Source organism: Pseudomonas sp. AC172 (genome assembly GCF_979258595.1).
The window spans coordinates 3,704,159-3,716,428 of record NZ_OZ409868.1; the positions used below are offsets into that span (position 1 = coordinate 3,704,159).

Genomic DNA, 12,270 nt, shown 5'->3' on the forward strand with positions numbered 1-12,270 from the left:
TGTGGGAGCGAGCCTGCTCGCGAAGACTGAGTGTCAGACGCCATCATGTTGACTGACACACCGCTTTCGCGAGCAGGCTCGCTCCCACAGGAATCTTCGTCGTTCTTTAGATCAGTGGTCGCGCTAATAAAGCAAACACTGACATGGCGCAGTCTCTCTGTAACATTCTGCAACGATCATGGGCGACACTCCTTCCCTCGCTCAGGATTGTCCGCTCATGGCTACTCCCTCCCTGACCGCCAGCCCCGCGTCCGCCGCCAGCGGCAGGCCGGCCCTCGACAAGAAAACCAGTCCGTTTACCTACGTGATCTTTTTCGCCGTGCTGGCGATGGGGATGTTGTTCACCGCCTATAGCCTGATGCACGACATGCACGAACTCGGCACGGTGGTGACCACCTGGACGCCGTTCCTGCTGCTCGGCGTAGCGCTGCTGATTGCCCTGGGCTTCGAGTTCGTCAACGGTTTTCACGACACCGCCAATGCCGTCGCGACAGTGATCTACACCCACTCGCTGCCGCCGAATGTCGCGGTGGTCTGGTCGGGGTTCTTCAACTTTCTCGGCGTGCTGCTTTCGAGCGGTGCGGTGGCGTTCGGCATCATCGCCTTGCTGCCGGTGGAGCTGATTCTGCAGGTCGGTTCGTCCGCCGGTTTCGCGATGATTTTCGCCCTGCTGATCGCGGCGATTCTGTGGAACCTCGGCACCTGGTGGCTGGGTTTGCCGGCGTCGTCTTCGCACACGCTGATCGGTTCGATCATCGGCGTCGGCGTGGCCAATGCCTTGATGCACGGCCGCGACGGCACCAGCGGTGTCGATTGGGCGCAGGCGACCAAGATCGGTTACGCGTTGCTGCTGTCGCCGCTGGTGGGTTTCGGTTGTGCAGCGTTGTTGTTGCTGGCACTGCGCGCGTTCGTGAAGAACCGTTCGCTGTACAAGGCACCGGAAGGCAACGCGCCGCCACCGTGGTGGATTCGCGGTTTGCTGATTCTGACCTGCACCGGCGTGTCCTTCGCCCACGGCTCCAATGACGGCCAGAAAGGCATGGGCCTGATCATGCTGATTCTGGTCGGCACCCTGCCAATGGCTTACGCCTTGAATCGCACCATGCCGGAAGAACAATCGCTGCAGTTCGCCGCCGTGGCGCAAGTCACCCAGCAAGCGCTGGTGAAAAGTGCACCGCTGCCGACGCCGGCCGATCCGCGTGCAGTGCTCTCCGATTACGTGCGCAGCAAGGAAGCCACGCCGCAACTGATCCCCGCCCTCGCCGCCCTCACCGGGCACATCGGCGAAGAAGTCAGGGGCTACGGCTCGCTGGCGAAAGTCCCGGCCGAGGCCATGGGCAACGTGCGTAATGACATGTACCTGGCCAGCGAAAGCATTCGCCTTATGGACAAGAACAAGGTCGGCAATTTCGATGCCGATACCAGCAGCAAACTGCAACTGTTCAAGCAGCAGATCGACAACGCCACGCGGTTTATTCCGCTGTGGGTGAAGATTGCCGTGGCCATCGCGCTCGGGTTGGGCACCCTGGTTGGCTGGAAACGAATTGTGGTGACGGTTGGCGAGAAGATCGGCAAGACTCACCTGACGTATGCGCAGGGTGCTTCGGCGGAAACCGTGGCGATGCTGACCATTGGCGCGGCGGACATGTTTGGTCTGCCGGTGTCGACGACGCACGTGTTGTCCTCGGGTGTGGCCGGGACCATGGTTGCCAATGGTGGAGGGTTGCAGATGAGGACCATCCGCAATCTGTTGATGGCGTGGGTGCTGACGCTGCCGGCGGCGATCCTGCTGTCCGGCAGCCTGTACTGGTTGTTCACCCAGATCTTCTGACCGCACAACTATCCTTGTGGGAGCGAGCTTGCTCGCGAAAGCGGTGGATCAGTCAACTCTGAATTGACTGACACTCCGTCTTCGCGAGCAAGCTCGCTCCCACATTGGTTTAGTGATCAGGTTCCGAGCGTGGAGCGAATCAGATCGCCCAGCCAATCCATAAACACCCGCACCCGCAACGGCAAATGCCGCTGTCGCGCATACAACAATGAAATGCCCATCGCCGGCGCCGTAAATTGCGGCAACACGGTCACCAGTTCGCCGTTGTCCAGATGCGGTTGCATGCCGGTACGCGGCACCTGCGTCAGACCGAAACCGCCGAGGCACGCCGACTCGTAAGCGTCAGTGCTGTTGACCGTGATGCTGCCCGCCATCGGCAAGCGTTTCACCTGGCCGCCCTCCTCGTACACAAACCCTTCCGAACGCGAACCGAGCACGCCGACGTAATGCACCAGTCGATGCTGCGCGAGATCTTCCAGCGACTGCGGCACACCGTAGCGTTCGAGATAGGCGGGGCTGGCGCAATTGACCATGGGGAAGTCACCGAGGTGCCGCGCGACCACCGATTGATCCGGTTGCGCGCCAATCCTCACCACGCAATCGAAGCCTTCGCTGAGCAGGTCGACGCGGCGGTCGGTGCTGCTGATTTCCAGCTCAAGATTCGGGTGCCGATCCATGAATTGCGGCAGGTGCGGCATGATCAGGCGCCGCGCGAGAATGTTCGGCATGTCGACACGAATGCGTCCGGTCAGCGACGCCTCGTCCTGTCGGAACAAGCCTTCGATCTCATCCATGTGCGAGAGCAGATCCTTGCTGCGTTCGTACAGCACCAGACCGTCCTGCGTCGCCTGCACCTTGCGCGTGGTGCGTTGCAACAGGCGCGTGCCGAGTAACGCCTCCAGCGCCTGCACATGTTCAGACACGGTGGAGCGTGGCAGCCCGAGACTTTCCCCGGCAAGGGTGAAACTCGACAGTTCGCTGACACGGACGAAGGTGCGCAGCAGTTCCAGTTTGTTCATGAGGCACCTGTGGATTGTTCGGCTGAACCGATCAGTGATTCCGATTCAAGCCTGTTTATCACCTCTTGGCGGATAAATAAACTGAGTCTCATCACCACCCCTTACCGCAATCGAGGAAGTCCCATGAACCGAAAAATCGCATTGATCACCGGCGCCAGTCGTGGCCTGGGCAAAAACGCCGCCCTGCACCTTGCTGCTCAAGGCGTCGACATCATCGGCACTTACCACAGCCGCGCCGATGAGGCTCAGGCGCTGGTGACCGAAGTGCAAGCACTCGGTGCCAAAGCCGTGATGCTGCAACTGGACGTTGGCCGCAGCGAGAGTTTTGCCGGTTTCGTTGCGCACGTTAAGCAAGCATTAGAGGAAACCTTCAATCGTCAGCGTTTTGATTTCCTGATCAACAACGCCGGGATTGGCGTGCACGCGCTGTTCACTGACACCACGCCGGAGCAGTTCGATGTACTGATGAATATTCAATTGAAAGGACCGTTTTTCCTGACTCAGCAACTGTTACCGCTGATCAACGATGGCGGGCGAATCATCAACATCTCCAGCGGCTTGACCCGCTTCAGCTTGCCGGGTTACGGCGCATACGCGGCGATGAAGGGTGCAATGGAAGTGTTGACCCGCTATCAGGCGAAAGAGCTGGGCGCACGGCAAATCGGTGTGAACATTCTGGCGCCTGGTGCGATTGAAACCGACTTTGGCGGCGGCACCGTTCGCGACAACGCGGCAGTGAATGCGATGGTCGCCGACAACACTGCGCTGGGTCGTGCCGGCCAGCCGGATGACATTGGCGGAGCGTTGGCGCTGTTGCTGTCGCCGGGTGCGCAGTGGATCAATGGTCAGCGGGTCGAGGCATCCGGCGGGATGTTTCTCTAAATACCAGGCACAAAAAATCGCAGCCTTTCGGGCTGCGATTTTTTTGTTTAACCCTGACACGCATTACGCATCATCACGCGCTCACGCACCACGTCATAACCCCAGTGATACACATAGGTGTACGGCAGGAAAAACAGCAGCACGCCGATGTCGAGCAAAAACGCCTGCCACAGGCTGACCGACAGCCACCAGGCAATCAGCGGCACGCCCATCACGATCAAACCACCCTCGAACAGCAGCGCGTGCACCACCCGTACCCAAGCGTTGTGTGCGACATTCATTCGCGCGAGCATGCGGTCGAAGAAGCGGTTGAACACCACGTTCCAGCCCAGCGCCAGCATGGCAATCAGTATTGTCACCGCGCCCATTTCAAGCATCGGTTTTTTCATGATCCACGCCAGCAACGGGGTGCAGATGAGGATGGCCAGCAATTCGAAACCGATGGCCTGGAAAATACGTTCAGTGATGGATTTGTGGGCAGTCATGGCCTGAGTCCTTGAGTGAAGATGGTTGCCATGATCTATGCTCGCATCGATACTTCATAACCAGTAACCATCGATCAAGGCGATAGTTGATGATTTCGCAGGAAGTGCTGCTGGCGTTTGTCCAAGCAGCCACGCAAGGTTCGTTTTCGGCCGCGGCGCGTAAATTGGGGCGCAGCCAATCGACCGTCAGCGCGGCGGTGGCCAGCCTTGAGATTGATCTGGATCTGGTGTTGTTCGATCGCAGCAGCCGCAAACCGACCCTGACCCCGGCCGGGCATGTGATGCTGCAACGCGCCGAGGCCATTCTGGCGGCCAGCAGTCGTCTGGAAATGACCGCTCGGCAATTGTCCCAAGGCGTCGAACCGAAGCTGACGGTGGCGATTTCCGATACCTATCAGTCGGCTCGGTTTGAAGCGGCGCTGGTCGGGTTTGAGCAGCGTTATCCGGATCTGGAACTGGAGTGTTTGATTGCCGAATGCGAAGACCTGATCGAGTTGGTGCAGCGTGGTCGCGCGCATCTGGCGTTCGCTGAAATGCAAGAGAGCTATCCGCCGGATCTGGCGACCTCGACCGTGGCCGAGCGCACGGAGATCGCGTTGTTCGTTAATCGCGACCATGCGCTGGCCAAGCTTGATCACGTTGATCAGCAGATCCTCGAGCAGCATCGCGAATTGCGTCTGGCGACGATCGTCAATCCGTATGACAGTCGCGGCAAAGGTCGGGTGTGGTCGGCGCCGAGTTATCTGATGTTGCTGGAAATGGCCGAGAAAGGCTTTGGCTGGGCGCCGTTGCCGCGTTGGCTCGCGCAGCGTTATGGCAATGATCTGTTGGTGGAGTTGAAGGTGCGCGGTTGGCCTAAGCCTGTGTTTGTCGATGCCTTGTGGTCGCGGCTGTATCCGCCGGGGCCGGCGGGGAGCTGGTTGTTGAGCAAGATGCTGGAATAGTGGTTGAAGATCGAGCCCCCCTCACCCCAGCCCTCTCCCGGAGGGAGAGGGGGCCGACCGAGTTGTCTTGCGTCAGACATCGACCTGAGAGACCGAGTCGATTATGGATTGATTGCTGCGGTATATAGGGTCGTGAAATTTGGTTCGATTATGGATTCACCGCTGAGCGTTCAGGTCGGCGTACTTCTACAGCATCCCCCAATCAGTCCCCTCTCCCCTCGGGAGAGGGCTAGGGTGAGGGCAATTCCAGCGCCGAAAGCCGCCCTTCAATAAACCGCCGCTCCGGCTCTTGTCGGGTCAACTCCAACGCCCGCAAATACGCCGCCCTCGCCCCTTCCAACCTGCCCAGCTGCCGACAAAACTCCGCCCGCGCCGAATGCGCCAAGTGATAATCCTGCAATTCGCCGCGATCAAGAATCCCTTCAATCAGATTCAACCCCGCCAATGCCCCATCACGCTTGGCCACCGCCACCGCCCGGTTCAACTCGATCACCGGCGAAGGCACCGCGCGCAACAGCACGTCATACAAACCAACGATCTGCTCCCAATCCGTCTCCCCCGCCGTCGGCGCCTCGGCATGCACCGCCGCAATCGCCGCCTGCAAACAATACGGCCCGAACCGCCGCGTGGTCAGCGCACGCTCGACCAGCGCACAACCCTCAGCAATCAGATCGCTGTCCCACAATGATCGATCCTGATCATCCAGCAGCACCAGTTCGCCACTCGACGAGGTGCGCGCCGCCCGTCGCGATTCGTGCAACAGCATCATCGCCAATAGCCCTATCACTTCCGGCTCCGGCAGCAACTCCATCAACAACCGCCCCAGCCTGATCGCCTCACGCGTCAGATCCTCACGGGTCACCTCGGCCCCGACCGATGCCGAATAGCCTTCGTTGAACACCAGATAAATCACCCGCAACACACTGTCGAGGCGTTCGGGCAATTCGCTCAGGCTCGGTACTTGATACGGGATTTTCGCATCACGGATCTTGGCTTTCGCCCTCACGATGCGTTGCGCAATCGCCGCCGGTGCCGAGAGAAATGCACGGGCGATTTCCTCGGTGGTCAGATCGCAGACTTCGCGCAAGGTCAGCGGTACTTGCGCATCCGCCGCCAGCGCCGGGTGACAACAGGTGAAGATCAACCGCAGACGATCATCCTCCACATCCTCACCACTCCAGTCGGCCTGTTCGAGTTCTTCCAGTTGCGCCAACAACAATGGTTGCGAAGCCTTGAAGCGAGCGCGCCGGCGCAACACGTCAATCGCCTTGAAGCGCCCGGTCGAGACCAGCCAGGTGCGCGGATTGTCCGGCACGCCGTCGCGCTGCCAGCGTTCGACCGCGACAAAGAACGCCTCGTGCAAGGCTTCTTCGGCGAGGTCGAAATCACCGAGCAGGCGAATCAGCGTTGCCAGAATCCGCCGCGAGTCTTGACGATAGACCTGCTCGACCCGCGCCCTGACCTCAGACATTCAACTGCCGCACCGGACGCACTTCAACGCTGCCCACCCGCGCCGCCGGAATGTTGCCGGCGACCTGGAGCGCTTCGTTGAGGTCCTTGGCGTCAATCAGGTAGAAACCGGCCAATTGCTCCTTGGTTTCAGCGAACGGGCCATCGGTGATCGACAGTTTGCCGTTGCGCATCCTGACGGTGGTGGCGGTCTGCACCGACTCCAGCGCCTCGGCGGCGACCATCCGCCCGCTGCCCTGAATCGACTCGGCGTAGGCCCAGCACTCGGCATCTTCCGGGCTGTCGGGCGACGAATGCAGCAGGCGCTCATCGCTGTAGACCAAGCATAAATACTTCATGGCGTTCTCCTGAATCGGACGGTTCAACTATGGCTGAAGATCAGGGAGTCACATCGAACAGGGTTGCGCCGCTCATCGGATCAAACGGCGCCGACCAGTGTTCGTGGACGATTTTCCACGCCCCGCCAACCTGCCGATAGCAAGCGGTGACGCGCATCCAGCAGCTCTGGGTTTCGCCCTTGTCGTTGGTGCCGCCGCAGTTCGCCACCCAGTGCGCGAAGGCGATGTTGTCGGCACTTTCGATGGCGATTTCCTGGAATTCGAAAATGTGCGGGCCGGGGCACATTTCCATGCACGCCACCCAATGCGCACGGTAGGCGGGCTTGCCCTTGAATTGCAGGGCCTTGATCGCGTCGAAGGAGACGATGTCGTCGGCGTACAACGCCATGACTTTCTCCACGTCCTTGGTCATGACGGCTTCGCGGTAGGTGTTGATCAGGGTCTGGATTTCAGCTTGTGCGCTCATGGTGTTCTCCGTGATTTTTGTTGTGAAGACATCCTTAGTCGCTTGGGGGATCGGCAGATCGACAGGCGAAACAAAAAATTTCCACCGAAGACAAAATCGCTAGAATCCGAGGCTTATCTTTGTAGGAAAAGGGAAATTCCCGTGTCAGCCCAACTCGTGCCGTACGACAGCCTGAACGCCTTGCAGCGTCAGCAAGTCGAGGCGATTGAAATCCATGCCGAGCAGATCAAATTCTCTGGCGACATTCATGGCGCGTTGCACACGCTGCTGTCGAAGCCCGGCCCCGGCGTGAAGGGTTTTGCCTTGCTGGCGGATGAAGTGCCGGTGGCGTTTCTGCTGCTCAAGCGCCCGCCCGTTTTGCCAGCCTGGGCCGATGAACACAGCGCCACGTTGCATGCATTGCAGGTCGATCGCCGGGCGCAGGGCAAGGGTTATGGCAAGGCGTGCCTGCTAGCGCTGCCAGAGGTTGCGCGTCAGGCGTGGCCGGAGATCAAGGGGCTGGAATTGTCGGTGGACGCGGATAACGACGCAGCCATCGCGCTGTACGCCAAACACGGCTACGTCGACAGCGGCGAGGCGTACAAGGGCCGGATCGGTTACGAGCGGCGCATGGGCCTGGTTTTCTAAGTTATCGAGGGAAGCACGATGATCGACTCAATCGAAGCGTTGGAAGCGATTTACGGGCAGCCCCATGAGCGGGCGGTGCGCAAACAGATCGGTTTTCTCAACGAAGATTATCAGGCAATGGTGCGCGTCTCGCCGCTGGTGATCGTCAGCTCGGTGGGCGCCGCTGGCCTGGATAATTCGCCGCGCGGGGATGCGCCGGGCTTTGTACGGATCATTGATCAAAACACCCTGGCCCTGCCGGATCGCCCGGGCAACAACCGCATCGATACCTTGCGCAATGTACTGCAGGATTCGCGGGTGTCGCTGCTGTTCATCATTCCGGGGATTGGCGAGACGTTGCGGGTCAACGGCACCGCGGTGATCAGCGCCGAGCCGGCGCTGCTGGAGAGTTTTGCGGTGAATGGCAAAGCGGCGAAAACCGTGTTGCTGGTGACGGTGGAGGCGGCGTTTTTTCATTGCTCGAAAGCGTTCGTCCGTTCGGATGCGTGGAATCCGCAAACGCATCTGCCACGCTCGGCCCTGCCCTCTGCCGGCGCCTTCCACAAGCGCCTGAACGACGGCCAGTTCGATGCCGAGACCTACGACCGTGAAGCGCCGAAACGCGTAACCGACACCCTCTACTGACCACGGTATTACAAACACCAAAGAGCCCTGTGGGAGCTGGCTTGCCAGCGATGGCGTCGGCAAATCAAAAATCAATGCCGACTGATCCACCGCTATCGCTGGCAAGCCAGCTCCCACAGGTTATGTGTGATGACTCAGAGGGTGAGGATCATCTCGTGCCACGCCATGCCGCCGTGATCGGACTCCGACGGTTTGATGTAGGCAAAGCCAAACCCGGCATACAGCGGAATGTGCTGTTCCTTGCACATCAGGTGAATCGTCGCCTTGTCCATTCCGCGCATACGCTCGATGAACTCAGCCATCAACCTTTTCGCCAAACCCTGCCCCTGATAATCCGGGTGCACCACCACCGACATGATCACCACGTTCGGCCCTTTCGGGTCATGGCCGATCAGTTCCTTGAACGCCTCGTCCGACATCTGCACGTCAAATGCCGCGCCCGAGTTGACGAAACCGGCGACCACGCCATCCACCTCAGCGACGATAAAACCTTCCGGCCAGGTGGCGATGCGCGTGGCGATCTTCTCGCGAGTGGCCGCTTCGTCGCCCTCGTAGGCAACGGTTTCGATGGCGTAGCAGCGGTCCAGGTCGGCGGCGGTAACGTTGCGGATAACGGTGTTCATGGCGGCTCGGAAATCAGCAGAAGAAAGTGCCGAAAGCATAAAGGAATAAGGTCTGCATATCGATCCGCACGGGCCGCGTAAAGCCTGCGTATAAGCGCTTTTCTTCAGATTCGGCGCGGGCTATTTCTCAGGTGTGTCTCTGATCACCCTTGGGGGAAACCGTTTATGAGCAGCGTTGAAATCGGCCTGTTGATGGTGTTGGGCATCAGTACTTTCGGCTTCATTACGCTGGCAGTCGACCTGCTGCGCACGCGGCGTAAACAGCGTTGAAAGCATGAGGCGGATCAGTGATCCGCCTCATGTCTGTCGGCTCAGGCCCTGGTATCGACCGGCACGCAGATTTCCAGTTTGCCGGTGTGCAGCTTTGGATTGAAATCGGCGCTGTAGCGTTCCAGCTCCGGTGCGTTGAGCTCCACGTAGTGAGAGGTCGGCAACCAGGTTTTGTAGATGTATTGCAGGGTTTGCGGCAACTGATCGAGCGGCCCTTGGTGTTCGAACACGGCGTATTGACGAGGCAGCACTTCGACCCATTGGTAGACCTTCTGGTCGAGATCATCGAGCTTGCTGATTTCCACCCCGGCGATGTAATCGAAGCCACCCTTGCCGTCGAAGTTGCTGCAGACGCCGTAGGTCACTTCGTTTTTTTGCCCCTGAATCTTTCCCAGGTGCGGCAAGAACTTTTCCCACAGTGCCGGGATGTCTTTTGCTGCGTCTTGGGTAAATCGACCGCGAAAGCCTGCAATCAGCAGGAAGTGTCCATGTTCGAAGCGAGGTTCAGCCACTTCGACGCGTTTTTGCTCATCCATGACTCGACTCCTGGCACAAAAAAAGGGGTTCGGCTGGGAGTATAGAAAGCCAAACCCAATTCGCACGTTTACAGCGCGTGCAACTGCTCGACGGCACCGGAACCGACAAATTCGTTATAGCCAGATACGATCACGTAGACTGCGAAATAGCAGAAGATCGCTGCAGATGCCATATAGGAATAGCGCAATAGCTTGTCACCCAGCAGCTTGCCTCCGTGGCTCGCGGCAAAGCACAACCCCGCCGACCACAGCAGCCCGGCGCAAAGGAAACCACCGAGGAACAACGCCGAACTCAGCGGGCCACCAGCGCCGGAACGGGCGATCAACGTACCGCCAACAGCGGCAAACCAGAGAATCGCACTCGGCGACGACATGGCGAGGAAAATCCCCCGAAAGAATTCTTTGCGATGGGAGTTCTGCCCCACCTCGGCGGTCGCGGCCAGTTGCGCTTCGTGATGGATCGCCGAGTAAATCATCTTCGCCGCAAAGTAGATCAACAGCGCCGAACCGCCGATCCACAGCACCCAACGCACAGTTTCGTATTGCAGCAGAACCGTCATCCCGGCCAGCGCCAGCACCGCATAAATCAGGTCGCCGACGCAGGTGCCGAGGCCCAAAGCGAAGCCCTGAAAGTAACCACGCTGCATCGCCAGGGTGATCATGGCGATGTTGGCTACGCCGATATCCAGGCACAGCGAAAGGCTCAGCAAGAAGCCGCTGGTGAATTCCATCTACCGATTTCCTTGGGCAAAATTTGTTGAAAAACGCGCTGGACAGTATGCCATCACTGACCTTATCTTCCGCCACAGGTCACCGCAGTGACCAGCGTCGCTCGGACGGTTCCGGGCGCTTACGTTATCCGAGGCAACAATGGCTGAACAAGGTTCGCCGCGCCGCTTTGCGCGCATAGATCGACTCCCCCCTTACGTTTTCAACATCACCGCCGAGCTGAAGATGGCCGCCAGGCGCCGTGGTGAAGACATCATCGACTTGAGCATGGGCAACCCCGACGGGGCCACGCCGCCGCACATTGTCGAAAAACTCGTACAAGTGGCCCAACGCGAAGACACCCACGGGTACTCCACGTCCAAGGGCATTCCGCGCCTGCGCCGGGCGATTTCCAACTGGTACAAGCAGCGCTACGAGGTCGACATCGACCCGGAAAGCGAAGCCATCGTCACCATCGGTTCCAAGGAAGGCCTGGCGCATTTGATGCTGGCCACTCTGGATCAGGGCGACACCGTGCTGGTGCCGAACCCGAGTTATCCGATTCACATTTACGGTGCGGTGATCGCCGGCGCCCAGGTGCGTTCGGTGCCGCTGGTGCCAGGCGTGGACTTCTTCGACGAACTCGAACGAGCGATTCGTGGCTCGATTCCGAAGCCGAAAATGATGATCCTCGGCTTTCCGTCGAACCCGACCGCACAGTGTGTGGAGCTGGATTTCTTCGAGCGGGTGATCGCCCTCGCCAAGCAGTACGACGTGCTGGTGATTCACGATCTGGCTTACGCCGACATCGTCTACGACGGCTGGAAAGCCCCGTCGATCATGCAGGTGCCGGGCGCCAAGGACATCGCGGTGGAGTTTTTCACCCTGTCCAAGAGCTACAACATGGCGGGCTGGCGCATCGGTTTCATGGTCGGTAACCCCGAACTGGTCAACGCCTTGGCGCGGATCAAGAGCTACCACGACTACGGCACCTTCACCCCGCTGCAAGTGGCGGCGATTGCTGCGCTGGAAGGCGATCAGCAATGCGTGCGCGACATCGCCGAGCAGTATCGCCAGCGTCGTAATGTGCTGGTCAAAGGCCTGCATGAACTGGGCTGGATGGTCGAGAACCCGAAGGCGTCGATGTATGTCTGGGCGAAGATTCCCGAGCAGTACGCGCATCTGGGTTCGCTGGAGTTCGCCAAGAAACTGCTGGCCGAGGCTAAAGTTTGCGTCTCGCCGGGGGTGGGTTTTGGTGAGTATGGCGATGATCACGTGCGCTTTGCGCTGATCGAAAACCAGGACCGGATTCGTCAGGCTGTACGCGGGATTCGCGGGATGTTCCGGGCGGATGGCCTGGCCCCGAAAACCGGTAACTGACACCCGCCCCCTGCGGGAGCGAGCTTGCTCGCGAAGGCGTCGTGTCAGCTACATCAATGCTGACTGA

At 59.5% G+C, this 12,270-nt stretch carries 14 protein-coding genes; 6 read left to right on the forward strand and 8 right to left on the reverse strand.

Going from position 1 to position 12,270, the window contains the following annotated elements; all coding sequences use genetic code 11:
• Positions 1-217 precede the first annotated feature (217 nt).
• Positions 218-1,831, forward strand: a complete 1,614-nt coding sequence (locus ACZ0A4_RS16695) for an inorganic phosphate transporter (RefSeq protein WP_463575627.1) — start codon at positions 218-220, stop codon at positions 1,829-1,831.
• Positions 1,832-1,947: 116 nt separating this feature from the next.
• On the opposite strand, the gene ACZ0A4_RS16700 is transcribed toward ACZ0A4_RS16695, so the two are convergent.
• Positions 1,948-2,850 (reverse strand): LysR family transcriptional regulator, encoded by a 903-nt coding sequence (locus tag ACZ0A4_RS16700; protein ID WP_463575628.1) that lies wholly within the window; start codon positions 2,848-2,850, stop codon positions 1,948-1,950.
• A gap of 123 nt (positions 2,851-2,973) precedes the next feature.
• Here ACZ0A4_RS16700 and ACZ0A4_RS16705 point away from each other — a divergent pair, with 123 nt between their 5' ends.
• Complete coding sequence (locus ACZ0A4_RS16705) at positions 2,974-3,732, forward strand: SDR family NAD(P)-dependent oxidoreductase (RefSeq protein ID WP_463575630.1); 759 nt, start codon at positions 2,974-2,976, stop codon at positions 3,730-3,732.
• Between the two features lie 47 nt (positions 3,733-3,779).
• Here the strand turns inward: ACZ0A4_RS16705 and ACZ0A4_RS16710 are convergent, their stop codons facing one another.
• Positions 3,780-4,217, reverse strand: coding sequence for a multidrug/biocide efflux PACE transporter (locus tag ACZ0A4_RS16710; RefSeq protein WP_463575631.1), 438 nt, complete (start codon positions 4,215-4,217; stop codon positions 3,780-3,782).
• 89 nt (positions 4,218-4,306) lie between these two features.
• Here ACZ0A4_RS16710 and ACZ0A4_RS16715 point away from each other — a divergent pair, with 89 nt between their 5' ends.
• Positions 4,307-5,161 carry a LysR family transcriptional regulator gene (locus ACZ0A4_RS16715; RefSeq protein ID WP_463575632.1) on the forward strand — a complete coding sequence of 285 codons (855 nt, stop codon included), beginning with the start codon at positions 4,307-4,309 and terminating at the stop codon, positions 5,159-5,161.
• A gap of 229 nt (positions 5,162-5,390) precedes the next feature.
• On the opposite strand, the gene ACZ0A4_RS16720 is transcribed toward ACZ0A4_RS16715, so the two are convergent.
• From ACZ0A4_RS16720 to ACZ0A4_RS16730, 3 genes are read right to left on the reverse strand one after another with little or no spacing between them, the layout of a single operon-like run.
• On the reverse strand, positions 5,391-6,632 hold the full coding sequence (locus tag ACZ0A4_RS16720; RefSeq protein ID WP_463575633.1) for an RNA polymerase sigma factor: 1,242 nt from the start codon (positions 6,630-6,632) through the stop codon (positions 5,391-5,393).
• On the reverse strand, positions 6,625-6,969 hold the full coding sequence (locus tag ACZ0A4_RS16725) for a YciI family protein (protein ID WP_077574226.1): 345 nt from the start codon (positions 6,967-6,969) through the stop codon (positions 6,625-6,627). The genes ACZ0A4_RS16720 and ACZ0A4_RS16725 overlap by 8 nt, the downstream gene beginning before the upstream one ends.
• A 40-nt stretch (positions 6,970-7,009) precedes the next feature.
• Complete coding sequence (locus ACZ0A4_RS16730; protein WP_463575634.1) at positions 7,010-7,435, reverse strand: YybH family protein; 426 nt, start codon at positions 7,433-7,435, stop codon at positions 7,010-7,012.
• 141 nt (positions 7,436-7,576) lie between these two features.
• Between ACZ0A4_RS16730 and ACZ0A4_RS16735 the strand changes: the two genes are divergently transcribed.
• Both ACZ0A4_RS16735 and ACZ0A4_RS16740 read left to right on the forward strand, forming a co-directional pair.
• The gene (locus ACZ0A4_RS16735; RefSeq protein WP_463575635.1) at positions 7,577-8,062 is read left to right on the forward strand and encodes a GNAT family N-acetyltransferase; all 486 of its coding nucleotides are present in this window, start codon (positions 7,577-7,579) and stop codon (positions 8,060-8,062) included.
• An 18-nt stretch (positions 8,063-8,080) separates the two neighbouring features.
• On the forward strand, positions 8,081-8,686 hold the full coding sequence (locus tag ACZ0A4_RS16740; RefSeq protein ID WP_463575636.1) for a pyridoxamine 5'-phosphate oxidase family protein: 606 nt from the start codon (positions 8,081-8,083) through the stop codon (positions 8,684-8,686).
• Between the two features lie 134 nt (positions 8,687-8,820).
• Here the strand turns inward: ACZ0A4_RS16740 and ACZ0A4_RS16745 are convergent, their stop codons facing one another.
• The 3 genes from ACZ0A4_RS16745 to ACZ0A4_RS16755 all read right to left on the reverse strand — a co-directional run bounded on the left by ACZ0A4_RS16745 (position 8,821) and on the right by ACZ0A4_RS16755 (position 10,846).
• The gene (locus ACZ0A4_RS16745; protein WP_463575637.1) at positions 8,821-9,309 is read right to left on the reverse strand and encodes a GNAT family N-acetyltransferase; all 489 of its coding nucleotides are present in this window, start codon (positions 9,307-9,309) and stop codon (positions 8,821-8,823) included.
• A gap of 311 nt (positions 9,310-9,620) precedes the next feature.
• Positions 9,621-10,115 (reverse strand): GyrI-like domain-containing protein, encoded by a 495-nt coding sequence (locus ACZ0A4_RS16750; protein WP_463575638.1) that lies wholly within the window; start codon positions 10,113-10,115, stop codon positions 9,621-9,623.
• Positions 10,116-10,183: 68 nt separating this feature from the next.
• The gene (locus ACZ0A4_RS16755) at positions 10,184-10,846 is read right to left on the reverse strand and encodes a LysE family translocator (protein WP_463575639.1); all 663 of its coding nucleotides are present in this window, start codon (positions 10,844-10,846) and stop codon (positions 10,184-10,186) included.
• Between the two features lie 139 nt (positions 10,847-10,985).
• On the opposite strand from ACZ0A4_RS16755, the gene alaC reads away from it, so the two are divergent.
• Entirely contained in the window at positions 10,986-12,203 is a 1,218-nt protein-coding gene (gene alaC, locus ACZ0A4_RS16760; protein ID WP_463575640.1) for an alanine transaminase, read from the forward strand.
• Positions 12,204-12,270 lie beyond the last annotated feature (67 nt).